The organism is Pseudomonas sp. TE9122 (genome assembly GCF_056278925.1).
This window is the reverse complement of record NZ_JBWBQI010000001.1, coordinates 1,243,435-1,265,299: the sequence shown is the minus strand read 5'-3', so window position 1 is coordinate 1,265,299 and position 21,865 is coordinate 1,243,435. Positions and strand designations below refer to the sequence as shown.

The 21,865-nt window shown below is 59.9% G+C and carries 22 protein-coding genes and 1 riboswitch; of the genes, 8 read left to right on the top strand and 14 right to left on the bottom strand.

What is annotated here, in order from left to right; all coding sequences use genetic code 11:
* Window positions 1-31: 31 nt before the first annotated feature.
* A riboswitch (cobalamin riboswitch) is annotated at window positions 32-261 on the bottom strand.
* 162 nt (window positions 262-423) lie between these two features.
* Both ACZ9BE_RS05610 and ACZ9BE_RS05605 read left to right on the top strand, forming a co-directional pair.
* Window positions 424-1,008 (top strand): hypothetical protein, encoded by a 585-nt coding sequence (locus tag ACZ9BE_RS05610; protein ID WP_073472682.1) that lies wholly within the window; start codon window positions 424-426, stop codon window positions 1,006-1,008.
* A gap of 66 nt (window positions 1,009-1,074) precedes the next feature.
* On the top strand, window positions 1,075-2,388 hold the full coding sequence (locus ACZ9BE_RS05605; protein ID WP_476249003.1) for a PQQ-dependent sugar dehydrogenase: 1,314 nt from the start codon (window positions 1,075-1,077) through the stop codon (window positions 2,386-2,388).
* 127 nt (window positions 2,389-2,515) lie between these two features.
* Here ACZ9BE_RS05605 and ACZ9BE_RS05600 read toward each other — a convergent pair whose 3' ends face one another.
* The 5 genes from ACZ9BE_RS05600 to ACZ9BE_RS05580 all read right to left on the bottom strand — a co-directional run bounded on the left by ACZ9BE_RS05600 (window position 2,516) and on the right by ACZ9BE_RS05580 (window position 7,154).
* The gene (locus ACZ9BE_RS05600) at window positions 2,516-3,052 is read right to left on the bottom strand and encodes a C40 family peptidase (protein ID WP_041479547.1); all 537 of its coding nucleotides are present in this window, start codon (window positions 3,050-3,052) and stop codon (window positions 2,516-2,518) included.
* Window positions 3,053-3,267: 215 nt separating this feature from the next.
* Complete coding sequence (locus ACZ9BE_RS05595) at window positions 3,268-3,885, bottom strand: C40 family peptidase (protein WP_016773699.1); 618 nt, start codon at window positions 3,883-3,885, stop codon at window positions 3,268-3,270.
* A gap of 191 nt (window positions 3,886-4,076) precedes the next feature.
* Window positions 4,077-4,781 (bottom strand): DnaA regulatory inactivator Hda, encoded by a 705-nt coding sequence (gene hda, locus ACZ9BE_RS05590; protein WP_007919828.1) that lies wholly within the window; start codon window positions 4,779-4,781, stop codon window positions 4,077-4,079.
* A gap of 206 nt (window positions 4,782-4,987) precedes the next feature.
* Window positions 4,988-6,061, bottom strand: coding sequence for an AI-2E family transporter (locus ACZ9BE_RS05585; RefSeq protein ID WP_016773697.1), 1,074 nt, complete (start codon window positions 6,059-6,061; stop codon window positions 4,988-4,990).
* A gap of 34 nt (window positions 6,062-6,095) precedes the next feature.
* Window positions 6,096-7,154, bottom strand: a complete 1,059-nt coding sequence (locus ACZ9BE_RS05580; RefSeq protein WP_476249002.1) for a DUF2066 domain-containing protein — start codon at window positions 7,152-7,154, stop codon at window positions 6,096-6,098.
* A gap of 373 nt (window positions 7,155-7,527) precedes the next feature.
* Here ACZ9BE_RS05580 and purM point away from each other — a divergent pair, with 373 nt between their 5' ends.
* From purM to ACZ9BE_RS05565, 3 genes are read left to right on the top strand one after another with little or no spacing between them, the layout of a single operon-like run.
* Window positions 7,528-8,586, top strand: coding sequence for a phosphoribosylformylglycinamidine cyclo-ligase (purM, locus tag ACZ9BE_RS05575; RefSeq protein ID WP_016773695.1), 1,059 nt, complete (start codon window positions 7,528-7,530; stop codon window positions 8,584-8,586).
* Window positions 8,586-9,236, top strand: coding sequence for a phosphoribosylglycinamide formyltransferase (gene purN / locus ACZ9BE_RS05570; RefSeq protein WP_150741314.1), 651 nt, complete (start codon window positions 8,586-8,588; stop codon window positions 9,234-9,236). Before purM ends, purN begins: the two co-directional genes overlap by 1 nt.
* 8 nt (window positions 9,237-9,244) lie before the next feature.
* The gene (locus ACZ9BE_RS05565) at window positions 9,245-9,958 is read left to right on the top strand and encodes a DUF3108 domain-containing protein (protein WP_056783915.1); all 714 of its coding nucleotides are present in this window, start codon (window positions 9,245-9,247) and stop codon (window positions 9,956-9,958) included.
* Window positions 9,959-10,198: 240 nt separating this feature from the next.
* On the opposite strand, the gene ACZ9BE_RS05560 is transcribed toward ACZ9BE_RS05565, so the two are convergent.
* Window positions 10,199-11,824, bottom strand: a complete 1,626-nt coding sequence (locus ACZ9BE_RS05560; protein WP_476249001.1) for a methyl-accepting chemotaxis protein — start codon at window positions 11,822-11,824, stop codon at window positions 10,199-10,201.
* A gap of 138 nt (window positions 11,825-11,962) precedes the next feature.
* Window positions 11,963-13,009 carry an amidohydrolase family protein gene (locus tag ACZ9BE_RS05555; RefSeq protein WP_150741312.1) on the bottom strand — a complete coding sequence of 349 codons (1,047 nt, stop codon included), beginning with the start codon at window positions 13,007-13,009 and terminating at the stop codon, window positions 11,963-11,965.
* Between the two features lie 129 nt (window positions 13,010-13,138).
* Between ACZ9BE_RS05555 and ACZ9BE_RS05550 the strand changes: the two genes are divergently transcribed.
* Window positions 13,139-13,555, top strand: coding sequence for an OsmC family protein (locus tag ACZ9BE_RS05550; RefSeq protein WP_305382469.1), 417 nt, complete (start codon window positions 13,139-13,141; stop codon window positions 13,553-13,555).
* Window positions 13,556-13,616: 61 nt separating this feature from the next.
* Window positions 13,617-14,483, top strand: a complete 867-nt coding sequence (locus ACZ9BE_RS05545) for a pirin family protein (protein ID WP_476249000.1) — start codon at window positions 13,617-13,619, stop codon at window positions 14,481-14,483.
* Between the two features lie 457 nt (window positions 14,484-14,940).
* Here the strand turns inward: ACZ9BE_RS05545 and ACZ9BE_RS05540 are convergent, their stop codons facing one another.
* The 4 genes from ACZ9BE_RS05540 to ACZ9BE_RS05525 form a co-directional block, all read right to left on the bottom strand.
* Complete coding sequence (locus tag ACZ9BE_RS05540) at window positions 14,941-15,669, bottom strand: dienelactone hydrolase family protein (protein WP_476248999.1); 729 nt, start codon at window positions 15,667-15,669, stop codon at window positions 14,941-14,943.
* A gap of 69 nt (window positions 15,670-15,738) precedes the next feature.
* Window positions 15,739-17,643 (bottom strand): molecular chaperone HtpG, encoded by a 1,905-nt coding sequence (htpG, locus tag ACZ9BE_RS05535; RefSeq protein WP_056786759.1) that lies wholly within the window; start codon window positions 17,641-17,643, stop codon window positions 15,739-15,741.
* Window positions 17,644-17,725: 82 nt separating this feature from the next.
* Window positions 17,726-18,178, bottom strand: a complete 453-nt coding sequence (locus tag ACZ9BE_RS05530; RefSeq protein ID WP_042607592.1) for a PaaI family thioesterase — start codon at window positions 18,176-18,178, stop codon at window positions 17,726-17,728.
* Window positions 18,175-18,651 carry a PaaI family thioesterase gene (locus tag ACZ9BE_RS05525; RefSeq protein WP_024012154.1) on the bottom strand — a complete coding sequence of 159 codons (477 nt, stop codon included), beginning with the start codon at window positions 18,649-18,651 and terminating at the stop codon, window positions 18,175-18,177. The genes ACZ9BE_RS05530 and ACZ9BE_RS05525 overlap by 4 nt, the downstream gene beginning before the upstream one ends.
* A 158-nt stretch (window positions 18,652-18,809) precedes the next feature.
* Here ACZ9BE_RS05525 and ACZ9BE_RS05520 point away from each other — a divergent pair, with 158 nt between their 5' ends.
* Window positions 18,810-19,046, top strand: a complete 237-nt coding sequence (locus tag ACZ9BE_RS05520; RefSeq protein ID WP_007959016.1) for a hypothetical protein — start codon at window positions 18,810-18,812, stop codon at window positions 19,044-19,046.
* Window positions 19,047-19,107: 61 nt separating this feature from the next.
* Here ACZ9BE_RS05520 and ACZ9BE_RS05515 read toward each other — a convergent pair whose 3' ends face one another.
* From ACZ9BE_RS05515 to brnQ, 3 genes are all read right to left on the bottom strand, one after another.
* Window positions 19,108-19,509: an MAPEG family protein gene (locus tag ACZ9BE_RS05515; protein ID WP_310215060.1), complete on the bottom strand. Its 402-nt coding sequence runs from the start codon at window positions 19,507-19,509 to the stop codon at window positions 19,108-19,110.
* A complete protein-coding gene (locus tag ACZ9BE_RS05510) occupies window positions 19,509-20,246 on the bottom strand; it encodes a DUF599 domain-containing protein (protein WP_016773682.1) in 738 nt (245 codons plus the stop codon). The genes ACZ9BE_RS05515 and ACZ9BE_RS05510 overlap by 1 nt, the downstream gene beginning before the upstream one ends.
* A gap of 266 nt (window positions 20,247-20,512) precedes the next feature.
* A complete protein-coding gene (gene brnQ / locus ACZ9BE_RS05505; protein WP_016773681.1) occupies window positions 20,513-21,826 on the bottom strand; it encodes a branched-chain amino acid transport system II carrier protein in 1,314 nt (437 codons plus the stop codon).
* Window positions 21,827-21,865: the final 39 nt, after the last annotated feature.

Here is a 21,865-nt window from a genome sequence, read left to right as displayed (position 1 = left end):
CGGCAAAAAGCCTGGCATCGCCCACCGTGATGCCGCTGAGATGGATCAGGCCGGTCTCCGGGCTCATGAGCGGCGTTTCGCCGGACTGCGCGCCTTCCCGCTTCTTTCGAGGCAGTGGCTCAAGGCGCAGTTTTCACTCATTTACCGTTGCGGGGGCAGCGCCGGGATCGTCGTGGCTTCGCTCGAAGACCACCCTCACCGGCTTCCCTGTTTCACTCTGTCGACGCTGGGCCACAGAGCACCTGAAACAAGCGGCGAAGGTTAGAGGGTTGGGGGTGGAGCGTCAATTGAAGAGGCGCTTTGCGCGCGAATAACTGCCGCTGATCCATTGTGCAGCGGCAATCTTGTGCCAGACTGCGACAAGTGATATCAAAGAGCCATGCTTTTCCCGAAAAGCCCATTACAACAATAAGGATGACGACGATGCAAGGCATGATCATCAGCAACCCGCGCCTGGAATTTCTGCGCCCGGTGCTGGAACGCTGGTTTGACTGTATCGATCGCTACAACACTGTACGCGGCGACAACGACACGCCGTACTGGCACGACGAGAAAGCCAATCTCGGCCTGCTCGCGGCAGCGGCGTGGATGGCTGAAATGGTCACGCTGAACGACACGGCCACGCGCAAACAGAACGAAGAAGGCGAACGCAATGCTCGCGCCGACCTGCTGATTGCCGGCGCCGAAGACCGCGCGTTCATTCAGGCCACGCAACGTTGGCCACGGGTCAACAATCTCAACCTGACCCAGGCCCTGCTCGACATCACCGTTGATGCCAAGCGCATCAGCTACGCCAGCGATCTCAAGCTCGGCTGCCTCTTTGTTGCTCCGCAAAAACCTCAGCACAGCGCCAGCCCCGAAGAATTGCAGGACATGGTCGACGACCTGCAAAAGGAACACACCTGCGCCGTGGCCTGGTATTTCCCCTACGCCTATCGCAAATTGCACAGCGACGCGGGCAACTATCATCCGGGCATCGCCGTGCTGTTCAAGGAAGCCCGCGGTTGAGCAGTTGAACCATCGGGCCTGCGCCCTCCTCTATGTTTAGGAATGCATTCATAGGGAAGATCAGCAATGCGCAAGGCCCAACTCGCTCTTATCATCGCCGTCGCTGGCGGGCTCGCCGCCTGCGGTGAAACCTCCAGCCTGCAAGTCTCCGACGGCACCGGCCCGTCACCGAAACTGCCCGAACCGAACAAGACGCTGATCCCGACAGTCAACATCGCCCCGGCGGTGGGCTGGCCGGACGGCGCGAAACCGACCGCAGCGGCCGGCACCCAGGTCGCCGCGTTTGCCGAAGGCCTCGATCACCCGCGCTGGCTCTACGTGCTGCCCAACGGCGATGTGCTGGTGGCGGAAACCAATGCGCCGCCCAAGCCCGATGACAGCAAAGGCATTCGTGGCTGGGTGATGAAGAAAGTCATGGGCAAGGCCGGCGCCGGCGTGCCCAGCCCGAACCGCATCACCCTGCTGCGTGATGCCGACCACGATGGCGTCGCGGAAACCCGCACGGTGTTCCTGCAGAACCTCAACTCGCCATTTGGCATGACGCTGGTTGGCAACGATTTGTACGTAGCCGACACCGACCGCCTGCTGCGCTTCAACTACGAGCCGGGCGCCACCGAGATCAAGACCCAACCGATCAAAGTCGTCGACTTGCCCGGCGGCACGCTGAATCACCACTGGACCAAAAACGTCATCGCCAGCAAGGACGGCAACAAGCTCTACGTCACCGTCGGCTCGAACAGTAACGTTGGCGAAAACGGTCTGGATCAGGAAGAAGGCCGCGCGGCGATCTGGGAAGTCGATCGTGCGACCGGCAATCACCGGATCTTCGCCTCGGGTATCCGCAACCCCAACGGCCTGGCTTGGGAACCCACCAGCGGCGCCTTGTGGACAGCGGTCAACGAGCGTGACGAAATCGGCAGCGATCTGGTGCCGGACTACATCACCTCGGTCAAGGACGGCGGCTTCTATGGCTGGCCGTTCAGCTACTACGGCCAGCACGTCGATGTGCGGGTCAAACCGCAGAATCCGGATCTGGTGGCCAAGGCCATCGCTCCGGATTACGCGGTCGGTCCGCACACCGCTTCGCTGGGCCTGACCTTCGCCGATGGCAACCGCTTGCCGGCGCAATTCAAGGAAGGCGCATTCATTGGCCAGCACGGCTCGTGGAACCGCAAACCGCACAGTGGCTACAAGGTGATTTTCGTGCCGTTTACTGGCGGCAAGCCGACCGGGCAGCCGGTGGATGTGCTGACCGGTTTCCTCGACAAGGACGAGAATGCGCTGGGCCGCCCGGTAGGCGTGGTGATCGATCAGCAAGGTAGCTTGCTGGTGGCGGATGATGTGGGCAACAAGGTGTGGCGCGTTTCTGCCAGCAAGTAAGTTAAGCGCGACGCAAAAAATGTGGGAGCGAGCCTGCTCGCGAAAGCGGTTTATCAGTCAGATCATTGTCGACTGACACTCCGCCTTCGCGAGCAGGCTCGCTCCCACATTTAGTTATGCATACGCACTAGGGGTTATGCGCCAGCTGCCCCGGCTGCAACACCCGCTTGGCGCTCAGATACGCCTTCTGCCAATACGCTTTCGACAGACTGTCGAGCTTGACCGTGCCGCCAGTGGCCGGTGCATGCACGAAGCGACCCTCGCCGACGTAAATCCCCGCATGACTGACCTGCGAGCCGCCATTGGTGGCGAAGAAAATCAGGTCGCCGGTTTGCAAGCCTTCCTTGCCGACATTCGGCGCCTGCATGACGATCATTTCGCGGGTCGAGCGTGGCAGCGAAATGCCCGCCGCGTCGCGGTATACGAAACCGATCAGACCACTGCAATCGAAACCGGAATCCGGGGTGTTGCCGCCCCAGCGATACGGCGTACCGACCAGGCCGAGGGCACGGAACAACACGTCTTCAGCAACGGGGGAAAAAGCCTGGGAGGGAGCGAACACGATCGGCGCGCGAACCACGGGGGCTGGCGGCGGTGTGCGGCTGGCGCAGGCGCTGAGCAGCGCGGCGCAAAGGATCAAGGTGAGGCGGGCCGACATCGTCATAAGCAGAACATCCTGATCTGGCTGCGGCTTTCTCTGCCGAATGGACAGAAACAAAACCGCCTGCGTCATCACGCAGGCGGTTTGCCATCAATATAGATTCAGGATTCTAGCGGCTACGCGGCAAACTTCAAGTAAGACTTTAACTTCACCTTGTAAAGTTTAGGTCTACTCCGTTGCCGTGCCGTTTTGTCGCCGCGAACGCAGCGACATGCAGGTTACTTGCGAGCGGTGACCACGGTCGGCGCCATGGCGAGTGCACGCTTGGCTTCGATGAAGGTCTTGCTCCAGTAGCTGTCACCCAGGCTGTCGATGCGAACACCGCCGCTGCGACGACTGCTGGAGTGAATGAACTGGTTGTCACCCAGGTAGATGCCGGCGTGACTGACACGACCGCGACGACCATTGGTGGCGAAGAACAGCAGATCACCCGGCTCAAGGTTGCTGCGCGAAACCAGCGGCGCATCAACGTTGATCATTTCGCGAGTGGAGCGCGGCAGGTTCATGCCCGCCTCTTCGCGGAACAGGTAACCGATGAAACCGCTGCAATCGAAACCGGCTTCAGAGGTACCGCCGAAACGGTAACGAGTACCGATCAGGGACATGCCGCGTTCGAGGATGCTGTCAGCCAGTACAGGAAGCTGATAAGGCTTGCTGCCGTTGAACTGGTTGAGTTCTTTTTCGGTGTCCAGCTCTTCCTGATAAATAACGGAGGACTGGGCGGTAGCAGAATTCTTGACCTGTTGCGGCGGCTCTTGAACCGGAGAATGAGCAGCACAACCGAATAACAGGGTAACGAGTGCGAGAGGCACGAGGGGTGCGAAGCGCTTTAGCATGGGCACGACCGTGGCTGATAGTTGTAAAGAAGCCGAGACTATGCCCGCTATCGTCCTCATTTGCAAATTCAATCGAACTTTATGTGACTTCCCGGTTTCGCGTTTACATCTAAGCGCGTAACTCGTCTGGCCGGTGAATCGGCGCAGGGACGCGGGTTTTGTGGCGCCTGAAAGCTGGCAAAAGCCCACTACTACCAGCCAAGAGTTTCCTTGAGGAAGGGAATGGTCAGCTTGCGTTGCGCTTGCAGGGACGCCTGATCAAGCTGCTCGAGAAGATCGAACAGCGCGCTCATGCTGCGCGTGCCGCGAGTGAGAATGAAGTGCCCGACTTCATCGGTCAGGTGCAGACCGCGACGGGATGCGCGCAATTGCAGCGCACGCAATTTGTCTTCATCGGAGAGTGGGCGCATCTGGAAGATCAGCGCCAGGGTCAGGCGCGATTTCAGGTCGGCCAGCTTCACTGGCAATTCGCGCGGCGAAGTGGACGCGGCGATCAGCAGGCGCCGGCCGCTGTCACGCAGACGGTTGAACAGATGAAACATCGCCTCCTCCCAGTCCGCCTTGCCGGCAATCACCTGCAAGTCATCCAGACAGACCAGTTCGTACTGCTCAAGGTTGTCGAGGATTTCCACGCCGCGGTCCATCAACTCGGCCAGCGGCAGATACACCGCCGGTTCGCCCATCTGCTCGAAGCGCAGGCACGCGGCCTGCAACAGATGCGTGCGCCCGACGCCGTGCTTGCCCCACAGGTAGATCAGGCTCTCCGTCCACCCGGCGTCGGCTTCGCAGAGACGCTCGACATAGCCGAGTGCAGCGGCATTGGCGCCTGGGTAGTAGTTGATGAAGGTGGCGTCGTCACGCAGACGCACACCTAGGGGCAGCTGAATCGGTTTCATGCTGACTGAACAGTTCTCAAAGGAACCGTTAGTGGCCTCTGTGTAAAGTTGGCGAAGTTTATACCCGTGAGGCTGAGCGCACAATGCGACAGACCCCAAGCAAAATCAAAGGTTTGCGTTGACGCAGCGGTTTGATGACAGATTCTCTGGCGCCCTCGCTCGAACGAAACCGGCCAGCCCGGCCAAGCGCCGGGCGGCCCGCGCCATCACAGCTCAGGTTCGTCAACGCCGCTGTAGATCCCGGAATCCTTATACAAGTCGTGGACATGACGCACCAGCACCATGATCACCGCCGCCACCGGCAACGCCAGCAGCACGCCGGTGAAACCGAACAGCTCGCCGCCAGCGAGGATCGCGAAGATCACCGCCACCGGATGCAAGCCGATGCGGTCCCCGACCAGCAGCGGCGTCAGCACCATGCCTTCCAGTGCCTGACCGACCATGAACACTGCAACGATCCCGACCATCGGGTACAGATCGCCCCCGAACTGGAACAATCCGGCGATCAATGCCGCACCGATGCCGATGACAAAACCCATGTACGGCACGATCGCCGCGAGACCGGCAATCAGGCCGATCAACAGCCCCAGCTCCAGACCGACGATCATCAGGCCGGCGGCGTAGATCACCCCCAACGCAACCATCACCAGCAACTGCCCGCGCACGAACGCGCCGAGCACTTCGTGGCACTCGCCCGCCAGCGCAACCACGCGCTCTTCGCGATCACGGGGCAACAGGCTGCGGATCTTGCCCATCATCACGTCCCAGTCGCGCAACAGATAGAAGCTCACCACCGGAATCAGCACCAGATTCGCCAACCAGCCGATCAGCGCCAGGCTCGACGCCGTCGCCTGACTCAGCACCACGCCCACGATGTCGGTGGTCTGGCCCATGTGCTCGCTGATCGCGGCTTTGACTTTATCGAACTTCCAGAAGCCGTCCGACAGCCCCAGTTTCGCTTGCGCCCACGGCACAGCGGTGTGCTGCAACCAGTCGAGCATCTGCGGCGCCAGCTCGTACAGACGCAGCAACTGCTTGGCGAGCATTGGTACCAGCACCAGCAGCAACGCAGTGACGATCAGCGTGAACAAGGCAAACACGGCGATCACGCCCCAAGTTCGCGACAGCCCGAGCCGCTCCAGACGATCCACCAGCGGATCGAACAGATAAGCCAGCAACAACGCGACCAGAAACGGCGTGAGGATCGGATGCAGCAACCATACAAACGCGCAAAGCAGGACTACCCCACCGAGCCAGAACCAACGCCGCGTATCGGCCATTTACCACTCCTGATGCTTCTATATAAGGAAAGACTTACCAGCGAAACCGCAACGACGGCGCCGCCGCTACCGGGGGTGGCGCTGCAACCGCAGGCGTACCATCCGCCGCTGGCTGGGCAGGCGCCACCGGGGCCGGCGCTTCGGCCGGCAGCTCCTGCAACTTCGCCAGCGACAATTGCGCGCGCAACTGATCGGCGCTGCCATTGACCCGATAGACGATCCGATCGCCCTGCACGCTTTGCAGACGCACGCCGAACGGTTCGAGTAACCGCAGCAGCGCCGCGTAATGTTCCAGATTCATGCCCTGCACTTCCAGCGTCTGCTGACCCGACGCGCCGGGCTTGGCGACAAATCGCGGCGCCAGACGCTCGGCCACCGCCAGCATCACCGCATCGGCGACAGCTGCCTGATCGGCGCCCTGCACGCTGCCGGCCTCTTTCTGATCACCGAGCCACAAGCGCCATTTTGCCTGCCACTGTCCGCCCTCTTCGCGGGCATGCACCGCCAGCAAGGCGTCGGCGTTGTAGCGCTCCGAAGCACTGCGCAAGGGCGCGGGGTCAGCGCTTTCCAGCGCAGGTGCGGTGGCGACCAGTTGCTCGCTGAGATCAGCCAGCGGCAAGCGCAGTGGCAAACCGCGATGTTGTGCGGCCGTGCGCAACGCTGAGGCTGCGGCCTGACCGTCACCGACCAGGCTCGCACCTTCAGTTGAATCGTTCAGCCACCAGCCGAGGATCGACGGCCGACTGGTGCCCCACACCGGCAACCCGGCCCGGCGCAAGGCCTGCTCGGTGGTTGCCGGATCGAAATCGACTTTCAGCACTTCCGGTGGCCCGGCATCGAAACCGAACTGGCTGATGATCCGCTGCGGGTCCTTGCGGATCGGCGCCAGCCCCGGGTTCTGCGCGGCTTTCGGGTCGCCGGTCAGGCGCAGCACCAGGGTATCGAGCGCTGCCTGCGTGGCGCGATCGCGCTCTTCCGGCGCCTGGCCGTTGACCGGCTGACGCACCTGATACAGACCTTTGAGGTTTTCGGCATGGCTCGCCAGGCTGACCAGCGTCAGGCAGCCTACAAATAACAATTTACAAAAACGCATGGAAAATTCCCGTCGACAGGAGCGGCTGGAACACGCCGCGTGAACCGTTTGAGCAAGGCTGTGACCCCCACCTCTTGCAAAACATTCACACGGTGGCGGTAAGTTTTTGCACAGTCCTAACGATAGACGGTTAATCGCCACACCTTATACAGGCAGTCATACCCTGCGATTGCAAAAAATTTCCGCCGATATGGCCCTGCCCGTCGGTGCGAGGATGGCCGCTGCCCCTCAAGCCTGATAAAATCGCGCGCCTTCGCAGACCGGCAACAGCCGGGCCCCTCGAAACTCGCGTGAGGCGATCGCCCATCGAGTTCGATGTTCCCGCTGAACTCGGTCGTTACCCCCTGAATCCCCTCCCCTAAAGGCCTGGATCATGAGCAAGCAACCCTCCCTGAGCTACAAGGACGCCGGTGTAGACATCGACGCCGGTGAAGCATTGGTCGAACGCATCAAGAGCGTCGCCAAGCGCACTGCGCGCCCGGAAGTCATGGGCGGCCTGGGCGGTTTCGGCGCCCTCTGCGAAATCCCGGCCGGCTACAAGCAGCCGGTGCTGGTCTCCGGCACCGACGGCGTCGGCACCAAGCTGCGTCTGGCGCTGAACCTGAACAAGCACGACAGCATCGGCATCGACCTGGTCGCCATGTGCGTCAACGATCTGGTGGTGTGCGGCGCCGAGCCGCTGTTCTTCCTCGACTACTACGCCACCGGCAAACTGAACGTCGACACCGCTGCCCAGGTTGTCACCGGCATCGGCGCTGGTTGCGAACTGTCGGGTTGCTCGCTGGTCGGCGGCGAAACCGCTGAAATGCCAGGCATGTACGAAGGCGAAGACTACGACCTGGCCGGCTTCTGCGTCGGCGTCGTGGAAAAAGCGGAAATCATCGACGGCTCGAAAGTCGCCACCGGTGACGCCCTGATCGCCCTGCCATCGTCCGGCCCGCACTCCAACGGCTACTCGCTGATCCGCAAGATCATCGAAGTCTCCGGTGCCGACATCGAGAACACCCAGCTCGACGGCAAACCGCTGACCGACCTGCTGATGGCCCCGACCCGCATCTACGTCAAGCCACTGCTCAAGCTGATCAAGGACACTGGCGCTGTGAAGGCCATGGCCCACATCACCGGTGGCGGCCTGCTCGACAACATTCCGCGCGTACTGCCAAAAGGCGCGCAAGCAGTGGTTGACGTGGCCAGCTGGACTCGCCCGGCCGTATTCGACTGGCTGCAGGAGAAAGGCAACGTTGATGAAACCGAGATGCACCGCGTATTGAACTGCGGCGTCGGCATGGTCATCTGCGTGGCTCAGGAGCACGTCGAAGTGGCCCTGAACACCCTGCGTGACGCCGGCGAGCAGCCTTGGGTCATCGGTCAGATCGCCGTGGCCGCCGAAGGCGCTGCGCAGGTCGAGCTGAAGAACCTCAAGGCTCACTGATGCCAAAGCCCTGTGATGTCGTGGTGCTGTTGTCCGGCACCGGCAGTAACTTGCAGGCTCTGATCGACAGCACGCGGACCGGCGACAGCCCGGTCCGCATCGCTGCGGTGATTTCCAACCGCGCCGACGCCTACGGCCTGCAACGCGCCCGCGACGCGGGTATCGCCACCCGCTCGCTGGATCACAAGGCATTCGAGGGCCGCGAGGCCTTCGATGCCGCGCTGATCGAACTGATCGACCAATTCAACCCCGAACTCGTGGTGCTGGCCGGCTTCATGCGCATTCTCAGCGCTGATTTCGTGCGTCACTACCAGGGTCGCCTGCTCAACATCCATCCGTCGCTGCTGCCCAAATACAAAGGGTTACACACTCATCAGCGCGCGCTGGAGGCCGGCGATACGGAACATGGCTGCTCCGTGCACTTCGTCACCGAGGAACTCGATGGCGGACCACTGGTCGTACAAGCAGTATTACCGGTAGAGTTGCACGACACGCCGCAGAGTCTGGCGCAACGAGTCCACGCCCAGGAACACCTGATCTATCCGATGGCAGTACGCTGGTTTGCCGAAGGCAGGCTGACACTCGGTGACCAGGGTGCTTTACTCGACGGTCAGCCACTCGCCGCCAGCGGCCACTTGATTCGACACTAGGAGATATTATGCGTCGCGCCCTGCTCTTCGCTTGCGCTCTGCTCGCCCTGCCCTTCGCGCAGGCAGCGGACCTTCAACCGTTCTCCGCCAGCTACACCGCCGACTGGAAGCAGCTGCCCATGAGCGGCACCGCCGAACGCAGCCTGACCAAGGAAGCCGACGGCGTCTGGAAGCTCAGCTTCAAGGCCTCGATGATGATCGCCAGCCTGACTGAAGAAAGCACCCTGAAGCTGGACAAGGACACGCTGCTGCCGCAGTCCTACCACTTTGAACGTGGTGGTCTGGGCAAAGCGAAAAAAGCTGATCTGGACTTCGACTGGGCCAATAAACTGGTGACCGGCACCGACCGTGGCGACGCGGTGAAGATCCCGCTGAACCGCGGCATGGTCGACAAGTCGACCTATCAACTGGCGCTGCAGCACGACGTTGCCGCCGGCAAGAAAAGCATGAGCTATCAGGTGGTTGATGATGGCGAAGTCGATACCTACGACTTCCGCGTGCTGGGTTCGGAAAAGGTCGACACCAAGGCCGGCCAGATCGATGCGATCAAGGTCGAGCGCGTGCGCGATCCGACACAAAGCAAACGCATCACCGTGCTGTGGTTCGCCAAGGATTGGGATTACCTGCTGGTGCGCCTGCAACAGGTCGAGACTGACGGCAAGGAGTACAACATCATGCTCCAGGACGGTACGGTCAACGGTAAGACTGTCAAAGGCAGCTGATCCGTCGCAAGAACAGAGAGCCCCGCGAATGCGGGGCTTTTGTTTATCTGTTCGATGATACTGCGCGGCGGCCCTACCCCTCACCCCAGCCCTCTCCCGAGGGAGAGGGAGCCGACCGAGGTGTCTGCCGCTAACCATCGACCTGAGAAACCGAGTCGAATATGGATTCCAAAGCATCGCACGATTAGTCCCCTCTCCCTCCGGGAGAGGGTTAGGGTGAGGGGCTTTTGAAGGTCAAACTCACACCGAAAACCGCGCCACCATCCCGTTCAGATCCACCGCCAACTTCGACAACTCCTGACTCGCCGCACTGGTCTGATTGGCCCCAGCCGATGTCTGCATTGCCAGATCACGAATATTCATCAGATTGCGATCCACCTCCCGCGCCACCGCTGCCTGCTCTTCCGAGGCACTGGCGATGACCAGATTGCGCTCGTTGATCAAGGTAAACGCCGAGGCAATTTCCTCCAGGGCCGAGCCTGCGCTCTTGGCCAATTCCAGAGTCGAGCGCGCCCGAGAATTGCTTTGCTGCATCGAGCTGACCGCTGAATCGGTGCCCTGCTGGATCCCGCCGATCATTTGCTCGATTTCCTGGGTCGACTGCTGGGTGCGATGAGCCAGCGCCCGCACTTCATCTGCCACTACTGCAAAGCCACGCCCGGCATCGCCGGCGCGCGCGGCTTCGATCGCAGCGTTGAGGGCGAGCAGATTGGTCTGTTCGGCGATCGAGCGAATCACGTCCAGCACTTTGCTGATGCCATGAACCTTTTGCGCCAGCGCCTCGACCTGCGCGGCATTATTGGTGACATCGCCAGCGAGAAACTCGATCGACGTCACCGTCTGCTGCACTTGCTCGCGCCCTTGCCGGGCGATGCGGTCGGACTCGCGGGAAGCTTCGGACGTGGCCACGGCGTTGTTCGCCACCTCTTCCACCGCTGCTGTCATCTGGTTGACCGCAGTGGCGGCCTGTTCGATTTCCTGGCTCTGCTGATGCAGGCCGCGAGTGGCATCTTCGGTGACGCTGCTGAGTTCTTCGGCGGCCGAGGCCAACTGGGTCGACGACTCGGAAATGCGCCGGATCGTGTCGCGCAGATTGTGCTGCATGCTTTTCAGCGCTTGCAGCAGGCGCGCCGGCTCGTCTTTGCCAGTGATGTGAATGTCACCGGTCAAATCCCCACCGGCCACCACCTCGGCCACGCTGAGCGATTGCGACAATGGCACGACAATGCTGCGCGTCAGCAGCAACGCCAGGCCGACAGTAATCAGCGCAGCCATGGCGATCATTACTGCGACCCATAGCCGCGATTGTTTGAACACCAGCCGCGCGGCCTCAGTGGCCAGACCGGCATTCTGTTTATTCAACTCGACCAGCTCACGCAGAGTAGCGGCGATTTCATCGGCCAGCGGGCTCATCTGATCATTGAGAATCGTCGAAGCCTCAGCGACCCTATTCTGCGCTGACAGCTGTAGGACTTGTGCCTGAAGCTCAAGGTATTTGTGCTCGGCGCCCTTGAAGCGTTCGAACAACACGCGCTCTTCAGGCAGCACGATCAGACCGTCATAACGCTGCTGCGCTTCGCTCAAGCCACTGCGCAGCTCGTCGAGCTTGGCGACATTCTGCTCCAGTGCCTTGGGGTCACGGTTGAGCAACAGGCGCATGGTCAAGGCACGCAGGCGCAGCATGTCCTGACTCATCTCCCCCACCGCCATCACGCTTGGCAGCCAGTTGTTGTCGACTTCATCGGACTGCGCTCGCATGTTCGACATTTGCAGCAAGGCGAACGCGCCGAGGGCAAACACCATCAGGGCCAGCAGGCCGAAACCGAGACCGGCGCGCGGGGCAATATTGAGACTACGGATATTCATCACTCTGGCTCCTTCCAAAAGCGCTGCATCAGCCTGCAGCGGGTTGCTTTAGAAGGTATCGGCATTGCCGTGAAATTGCGTAAGACGAAAAAGCGATAGGCAGACGAGCGGCTAGTCCGAACTCATGGCTTTGACGTTTCAGCGCGGAGCAGCGGGTTTTTCTGTGTTGCGCGGCAATATCGCCAGGAAGTTATCCCGCGCGACTTTGCGGGCTACCCCTTCCGGCAAAGCATCGAGAAACGGCTTGTAGCTGTGCATTTCCTGACCGAGCTTATTGAACCGTCCTACCACGTCAGAGCCGAGCATGAAGCGCTCGGGGTACTTTTCCACCAGCGCCAGCCATTCGGCGCGCGGCTTGCCCTGCTCGTCCAGCAGATACGGCGTGAGCATGCTCCACGACAGGTCGATAAACAGATTCGGATAAGCCTCAAGCATGCGCGTCAGGGTTGGCAGGAGAAACGGCAACTGGGTCTGATGCCGATGGATCTCGGCGCTGGTGCCGGCATGCGCCCAGATGAATCGCGTGTGCGGATGATTGCGCAGCGGCTCTTCGACTTCCTTCAGGTACAGCGGATTTTTCTCACGCTTGGAAGTGATGTTGGAATGCAGCATCACCGGCAGATCGTTTTCCGCAGCGAGGTGATAGATCTTGGTCATTGCCTCGTTGTTCGCTCGAGGCGTGTCGCCGGAGGTCAGCGCGGTCAGGTCATCGTGTCGGGTGAACACCTCGCCGATGCCCTGCCACAACCCCGGATACAGATCGAGCATGCGCTGGATGTGCGCGGCGGAATTCTTGTCATTGGGATTGAAGCCGGACAGGAACGGATGAAAGTACTGGCGCTGCTCCGGCGCAAGTTTTTCCACCGCATCGGCAATGATCACATCGGTGGCGCTGTACCAATAGGCATCGGCGTCATCACCGGCGTAATAACGCGGGCGCTTGGGTTCGTCTTCGTGCCATTTCTTCGCCACGGGAATGCCGGAAATCATGACGTGCTCGATGGAATTGTCCTTCATGGCCGTGAGCAATTTCTGCATGCCGGCGCTTTCCTGGAAAAAATCCACGTAATGCAGGTGCGCATCGCTGTAGGTGTATTCGCGGGCACTGGCGCTGCCAGCGAACAGCAGCAGACAGGCAAGACTCAGACGAGACAAGGACACAAGTAATCTCCGGCAGATGGGCATAGCCTAGACCGCGCCCGAACGACAAGGGTTCATCCCTGCCGAAAAGCGGAACGCCCACTGCCGGGAATGCTCTATAACTGCAAGGTCTGTTTTGATCGAACGATTTTTCCTGCCGCCTGTGAGGTTTCCATGACTGTTACCGTCAATACCGTCTCTGCCGAAGGTTTTCGTCACACCGTCCAGATCGACGACCACGAATTGTTTGCCGATGTACCGAAAGCCGCCGGGGGTGAAGGCACCGCGCCAGAGCCACACGACTACTTCGACGCCGCCCTTGGCGCCTGTAAAGCGCTGACCGTGAAGATGTATGCGAAGAAAAAAGACATCCCGCTGACCGGCGTGGGAGTCGAAGTGAAGCGCGACAACAGCCAAGAGCAGAAAGGCAAATACGCCCTGCATGTCACCCTCACCCTCAAAGGTGTACTGACCGACGCTCAGCGCGAGGAACTGCTGCGTGTGGCCGATCGCTGCCCGATTCACAAATTGATGACCACCAGCGAAGTCAGTATCGAAACCCACGCACCACAAGGCTTCGACAGCCAATAATCCTCCCAATGCCAGCGGCGGGTTATGCTTCTGGCATCACCCGCTCAGCCTGGAATGCACCATGGACACGCCACTCCTGATCATCCGCCCGCGCGCCGAAGACGTCGAAGGCCAGCCGATTCTGCGCCCGCTGCCGTCAGCCAAATGCCGCAACGTCGGGCCTTTCGTGTTTTTCGACCACATGCTCGAGACGATTTATCCGACGGGTAAAGGCATGGATATCCGACAGCATCCGCACATTGGCCTGTCGACACTTACCTATCTGTTCGAAGGGCAATTGCAGCACAAAGACAGTCTGGGCTCCGATCAGGTGGTCGGCGCCGGCGATGTCAGCTGGATGACCGCTGGCAGCGCCATCGCCCACGTCGAGCGCACGCCTGCGCCACTGCTCGCCGAGACCTTCACTCTGCACGGCCTGCAAGTCTGGCTGGCCTCGCCCAAGGCACACGAAGAAGGCCCGGGGCATTACAGTCATCATCCGGCAGCGACGTTGCCGGTCAGCGATAACCTCGGCGTGCAGATTCGCATGATTGCCGGGTCAGGCTTTTGCCTGGTATCGCCGGTGCCGGTGCTTTCTCCTACGTTGTATGCGGAAGTGAAGATGCAGACCGCGACCACATTGCTGATTCCGGCCGAGCATGAAGAACGCGCGGTGTATGTGTTGAGCGGGGATGCGCAGTTGAATGGCGAGGCGATCGAGCCGCATGCGCTGGTGGTGTTGCCAGCCGGCGAAGAGATGAGCCTGTTTGCCGAAAGCGATGTGCACGCGGTGGTGTTCGGCGGCGCGGCACTGGACGGGCCGAGACGGATCAACTGGAATTTTGTTGCAAGCGATCCGGCGGCGATTGATGAGGCACGGCGCAAGTGGGCGGCCGGGGATTGGCCGACGGTGCCGGGGGAAGTCGAGCGGATCGAACTACCGCGCTAGGCCGCTTACCCTCACCCCAGCCCTCTCCCAGAGGGAGAGGGAGCCGACCGAGGCGTCTTGCGTTATACATCGACCTGAAAAGTCTCGGCGATTATGGATTCGCCTATTCACGTTCAGGTCGACGCCACTCCCGAGCAACCCCCAATCAGTCCCCTCTCCCAGAGGGATAGGGAGCCGACCGAGGCGCCTTGCGTTATACATCGACCTGAAAAATCCCGGCGATTATGGATTCGCCTATTCAAGTTCAGGTCGACGTCACTCCCGAGCAACCCTCAATCAGTCGCCTATCCCAGAGGGATAGGGAGCCGACCGAGGCGTCTTGCGTTATACATCGACCTGAAAAGTCTCGGCGATTATGGATTCGCCTGTTCACGTTCAGGTCGACGCCACTCCCGAGCAACCCCCAATCAGTCCCCTCTCCCTCCGGGAGAGGGCTAGGGTGAGGGGCTTTTCGCTTTTAGCCGTTGAACACTTCATCCAGCAAATCATGCATCGACTTGAACGCGCGCTTGGCGGTCTTTTCGTCGTACATCATCTTACCCGGCACATTGGCGTGCGGATCGGTAAACGAGTGCACCGCGCCGCCGTAGCTGAGCAGTTGCCAGTCGACCTTCGCCGCGTTCATTTCATCTTCGAACGCTGGCAGTTGCTCCTTCGGCACCAACGGATCGGATGCGCCATGCAGCACCAGCACCGAGCCCTTGATGTTCTGCGCATCCGCCGGGTTCGGCGAATCCAGCGTGCCGTGGAACGACACCGCCGCTTTTACCGGCGCGCCGGTGCGAGCCAGGTCCAGCGCACAGCAACCACCGAAGCAGAAACCGAACACCGCCAGTTTCGAGGTATCCACTGCCGCTTCGCCCTGGCTCTTCAATTGCTCAAATGCCACTTGCAGACGTTTGCGCAACAGCGCGCGGTCGTCCTTGAGCGGCATCATTGCTGCCAGCGCCTCATCAGCGTTCTGCGGACGTACGCTCTGGCCGTAGACATCCGCGATCAGCACCACGTAACCCTTGGCCGCTACCGCTTTGGCGATGTCTTCGGCACCGGCGCTGACGCCCATCCAGTTTGGCGCCATCAGCAAACCCGGACGCGGATCCTTGTGCTCGGCGTCGAACGCCAGGCGACCTTCATAAGGCTGGCCGTCAATCTGATAGACCACGGAACGTACAGTGACTTGGCTCATTTCTGACTCCTGATTGTGTAAACACCAGAATGAAAAAACCCGCCGAAGCGGGTTTTTCCTACAACGTGATCAAACCGACAGTTCAACCAGCAGCTTGTTCAGCCGGCGCACATAAGCGGCCGGATCCTTCAAGCTGTCACCCGCCGCCAGGGCGGCCTGATCGAAGAGGATGTGCGACAGGTCGCCAAAACGCTCTTCGCTCTGCTCGCCATCAAGTTTCTCGATCAGCGGGTGGCTCGGGTTGAATTCGAAAATCGGCTTCGAATCCGGGACTTTCTGCCCGCTGGCCTCGAGAATCTGGCGCATTTGCAGACCCAGGTCCTGTTCGCCGATAGCCAGAATGGCCGGCGAGTCGGTCAGACGATGGGATACGCGAACTTCAGCCACGGAATCACCCAGCGCAGTTTTCAGGCGCTCCACCAGACCCTCTTTGGACTTGGCGACTTCTTCAGCGGCTTTCTTGTCCTCTTCCGAGTCCAGATTGCCCAGATCGAGGTCACCGCGCGCCACGTCGACAAAAGTCTTGCCGTCGAATTCGCTGAGGTAGCTCATCAGCCACTCGTCGATGCGATCGGTCAGCAGCAGCACTTCGATGCCTTTCTTGCGGAAGACTTCCAGGTGCGGGCTGTTCTTGACCTGCGCGTAGGTTTCGCCGGTGAGGTAGTAGATCTTGTCCTGACCTTCCTTGGCGCGGGCCAGGTAGTCAGCCAGACCGACAATCTGCTCGCCGTCGTCGCCCTGGGTCGATGCAAAACGCAGCAGACCGGCAATTTTCTCTTTGTTGGCGAAATCTTCTGCCGGGCCTTCTTTCATGACCTGACCGAAGTTTTTCCAGAAGCCCTTGTATTGCTCAGGCTCGTTCTTCGCCAGTTTTTCCAGCATGTCGAGCACACGCTTGGTCAGCGCGGTTTTCATCGAATCGATGATCGGGTCTTTCTGCAGGATTTCACGCGACACGTTCAGCGACAGGTCGTTGGAATCGACCACGCCTTTGATGAAGCGCAGGTACAGCGGCAGGAACGACTCGGCCTGATCCATTACAAACACACGCTGCACGTACAGCTTCAGGCCCTTCGGCGCTTCACGCTGGTACAGGTCGAACGGCGCGCGGGCCGGCACGTACAGCAGCGAGCTGTACTCGAGCTTGCCTTCAACCTTGTTGTGGCTCCACGACAGCGGATTCTCGAAGTCGTGAGCGATGTGTTTGTAGAACTCCTGGTATTCCTCGTCTTTGACTTCAGTGCGCGGACGGGTCCACAGGGCGCTGGCGCGGTTGACGGTTTCCCATTCAACGGCCGGAGCCTCTTCGCCTTCGGCCGGAGTGACTTCCTTCGGCAGTTCGATCGGCAAAGCGATGTGGTCGGAGTACTTCTTGATGATGTTGCGCAGACGCCAGCCATCCGCGAATTCGTCTTCGCCGGATTTCAGGTGCAGGACGATGCGGGTGCCGCGCTCTGGCTTGTCGATGGTGGCGACTTCGAACTCGCCCTCGCCTTTCGACGACCAGTGCACGCCTTCGCTGGCATCGGTGCCGGCGCGACGGCTGTAAACATCAACCTTGTCGGCAACGATGAAGGCCGAGTAGAAGCCGACACCGAACTGGCCGATCAGGTGCGAATCTTTCTTCTGATCGCCGGACAGGTTTTTCATGAAATCGGCGGTGCCGGATTTGGCGATGGTACCCAGGTGGGTGATCACATCGTCACGGTTCATACCGATACCGTTGTCTTCGAGGGTGACGGTCTTGGCGTCCTTATCGAAGCTCACACGGATTTTCAGGTCAGCGCCACCTTCGAGCAACTCAGGCTTGGCCAGGGCTTCGAAGCGCAGCTTGTCGACAGCGTCAGAGGCGTTCGAGATCAATTCGCGAAGGAAAATTTCCTTATTCGAATACAGCGAATGGATCATGAGGTGCAGCAGCTGCTTTACCTCGGTCTGGAAGCCCAGGGTTTCCTTTTGAGTTTCCACACTCATGGTCATCAAACTCCAATCAGATGGCAGTGGCCGCGACCCGAAATGGTCTGCGGCGGGTTGTCATCTGAGTTGGGGGCGCTGTTCAGGATTTCAAGGGCTCATCAATTTTGAAGTGCGCGCGGGCGGTGGCGATCGGTTCGCCCTCGGTGCTCTGCCACGCCGTGACCGCAACGTTGGCCACGCGACGCCCCTGACGGCAGACCTGACACCTGGCCCACGTGTCGCGAAACTGCCCGGCGCGCAGGTAATCGAGGGAAAAATCGATGATCTTCGGCACGCCCGGCGTGCCGGTAAAAATCAGCAGATGCAGGGCTGCGGCCAGCTCCATGAAGCCGGCAATCACGCCGCCATGGATCGCCGGCAATAAAGGGTTACCAATGTTGTCCTTGTTCGCCGGCAGCTTGAACAAGAGCTCATCGCCAACCCGCGAACATTCGATACCGATCAGCCCGGCATAAGGAATCAACGCCAGCAGCGGCGCGTAATCGCCCTGCGCGTGGGCCTGCTGCAGCTGCTCCCTGAGATCGTTGCTCATTGGCTCGCTCCCTTGATCGCGCCCGCGAAACCTTTGCTGCCCTTCAAGCCGATGCCCATGCGCATGAATGTGCCGACGACGTGGGCAATCGGTTGCTCGGGATCGTCCTGGTAGGCAAAACCACGGGCAAAGATCACGTCGGTGGTGACGCGGTAGCACTGGGCAAAGCCGTACACGGCTTTGTTCGGTTCAGCGGCGTGCATGTAGTCGATGCGCAGATCGAGGGTCGGACAGACTTCGAACTCCGGCAGCACGCACAGGGTCGACATGCCGCAGGCGGTGTCCATCAGCGAAGTGATGGCGCCGCCATGGATGACTCCGGTTTCGGGATTGCCGACGATTTTTTCGCTGTACGGCAGGATCACCGTCAGCCCTTCGCTGGAGGCACTGTGCACCTGCAGACCGAGGACCTGACAGTGCCGCAATGCCGATAAAAAGCGCGTCGCGCGCTCAAAAACGGGGTTTTCGGCCATGTGATAATTACTCGCGTTTGGGCCTTGTGCCAGTATTGAGAAAAGCGGCAAAAGTTCCGTGATAAAACAAACTTATATATCTGAAACAATTGAGGAACTTAACCCGTAGCGCCGAGTTCTTAAGGCCAGTAGTTATTTTCCATAAGGAGATACACCCCATGCGTAAGACTTTAGCTATTGCCTTGATGTTGACCGCTTCCCTCGGTCTCGCTGCCTGCGATAAAAAATCCGAGGACAAAGCTCAAGATGCAAACCAACATGCTGAGCAAGCTCAGCAAGACATGAACAAAGCTCAGGATAAAGTGAACGACGCAGCAAAAGAAAACGCCGAAGCTGCCAAAGCTCAGGCTGAATCGAACGCCGCTGCTCAAGAAGAAGCCGCCAAAAAGCAATAAGCTTTATGGTGTGAAAGAAAACCCGCCAAGTGCGGGTTTTCTTTTGCCTGCGATTTACCGGTTATAGCAACACGGTTCTAAAAGTCGGACTAATCATCAGCAACAACGAACAGATGAAGCCAACTAGCCACATCAGGCTGCGCAACTTCGCCAGATCGGCCAGATAGAACCACAGATAGAAAATCCGCGAGATCACGAAGATGATCGCCAGCGCATCGATCAGCCAACCCGCGGTTTGCGTGGTATGCGCCATCAGCACGCCGATGGCGAAGAGGATGAAGGCTTCGATGCTGTTCTGATGGGCCGCCAGCGCCCTCGCACCGAAGCCAGTCAACTGCGCCTGCTGCTGCCGCGGCAAGTGATTGTCATACCCGCCCTGCTCTTTCATGGCCTTGGCCACCGGCATACGCGCCACATAGATCAATAAAGCACTGATAAACACACACCAGAACGGAATACTCATCAAACAGCCTCTTTGTTCGCCTCAGGGACGGGCGCCTCTGTAGGGGTATAGACCATGACATCGAGAACGTCGGAATGAAACTCGCGGCGATACAAAACCACCACGACTCCCGCGCTCATGATCATGAACAGCCACGGGCTGACGAACCACGCCAGCATACTCATGCCGAAGTAATAAGAACGCAGGCCGAAGTTGAACTGGTTGGCCGCCATCGAAATCACCCGCGCCGCCCGCGAAGCGAACGCCTTGCGTTCTTGTTCAGTCACTTGGCGCTCACCGATCATCGGCGCTGAACCGACCAGAATCGCAGCGAAGTTGTATTGGCGCATGCACCAGCTGAAAGTAAAGAACGCATAGACGAACACCAGTGCCAGACACAGCAACTTGATCTCCGACATGCCCTGCGACGCCTGCTGCACCATCGGAATATCCGCCAACAACGACACGGCTCGGTCGGACGCACCGAGCACGGTGAGGATACCGGCGAGGATGATCAGCGTGCTGGAGGCGAAGAACGACGCGTTGCGTTCCAGATTGCCGATCACGCTGGCATCGGCGATGCGGTTGTCACGCAGCAGCATGCGGCGCATCCAGTCTTCGCGGTACAGGTGCAACACGCTGGCCAGACACGCCGTATCACGGGCCTTCCAGGTGGCATAACGGGTGTAACCGCCCCAGCAGACGACGAACCAGACGGCGGCGAGCAAGTGGATCAGATTGGCTTGGATGAACGACATGCAATTCCTTGTGAAATGTGATCACGGTATGAATGACCTGTGGGAGCGAGCCTGCTCGCGAAAGCGGCTTACCACGCAACATTCATGGCGGCTGACACAACGCTTTCGCGAGCAGGCTCGCTCCCACGTAACGATTTCGGCAACCCTTCGACGTTAGTTCAGCGAAAAAGACACTGCCTCTCGCCCATAAAAAATGCCCCGTATCGATTGATACGGGGCATTTCTGTTTAACCGTGCCTGACCCGCTTGTGGCGGGTCACATCACGTCAGGCAGTGACTTCGCTGCGCTTGCCCAGCAGGCGATCACAGACCACGGCGACCACCAGGGTCATCACGCATGGCACCAGCCATGCCAGCCCTTGCTCGCTCAGCGGCAGATGGGTCAGCTGAGTTGGCATCCAGTCGGCCAGACCAGCGCCTTTCAGGGCGTCGATGGTGCCGAAAACGAAGGAAACCAGCATCACCGGGCCAAGAATGCGCCCGTGCTCATGCCAGAAATCCTTGCAGAAGCTCAGTGCGACCAGAACGATGCACGGCGGGTAGATCGCGGTGAGTACCGGAATCGAGAAAGCAATGAGCTTGGTCAGACCGAGGTTGGAGACCAGCAGCGAGAACGCCGCGAGGATAATCACCAGCGTCTTGTAGGACAGTGGCAGCACACGGCTGAAGTATTCAGCACAGGCACAGGTCAGACCGACCGCCGTGACCAGACACGCCAGCGAGATCAGCACCGCAAGGAAACCGCTACCCAGCGAACCGAAGGTGTGTTGCACGTAGGCATGCAACACCGCCGCGCCGTTGGTGGCGCCGACCGCGACTTCATGGCTGCCGGAACCGAGGCGGAACAGGCTGACGTAGACCAGTGCCAGCCCCACGCCGGCAATCAGCCCGGCGATGATCGCATAACGGGTGATCAGCGCCGGCGACTCGACGCCACGGGAGCGGATCGCGTTGACGATAACGATGCCGAACACCAGTGCCCCAAGGGTATCCATGGTCAGATAACCATTGATGAACCCTTGCGAAAATGGCGCGGCGACGTATTCCGGTGTGCCGTGACCGATGTCACCCGCCGGCAAGGCGAACGCGGCGATGCCCAGTACTGCCAGCGCAATGATTTTCAGCGGTGCGAGGAAGCGGCCAACGGTATCCAGCAACCGCCCAGGGTAGAGCGAAATGAAGAACACCAGCAGGAAGTACACCGAGCTGTAGAGGAACAACGCCAGCGGGCTTTCGCCGGTCAACGGCGCCAGACCTACCTCGAAGGATACGGTCGCGGTACGCGGGGTGGCGAACAGCGGACCCACGGCCAAGTAGCATGCCGCCGCGAGGATACCGCCAGCGATCTTGCCGATAGGGCTGCTCAACGCATCCATCGCACCGCCGACCTTGGCCAGCGCCACCACGGTGACCACCGGTAAACCGACGGCGGTGATCAGAAAGCCCAGTGCGGCCATCCAGACGTGAGGCCCGGCCTGCAAGCCGACGATCGGCGGGAAAATGATGTTACCGGCCCCGACAAACAGGGCAAACGTCATAAAACCAAGTGCCAGGATGTCCTGACCTTTCAAAACTTTCATTAAGGTAATACCACACTACTGAAATCGGAATTTAGAGGG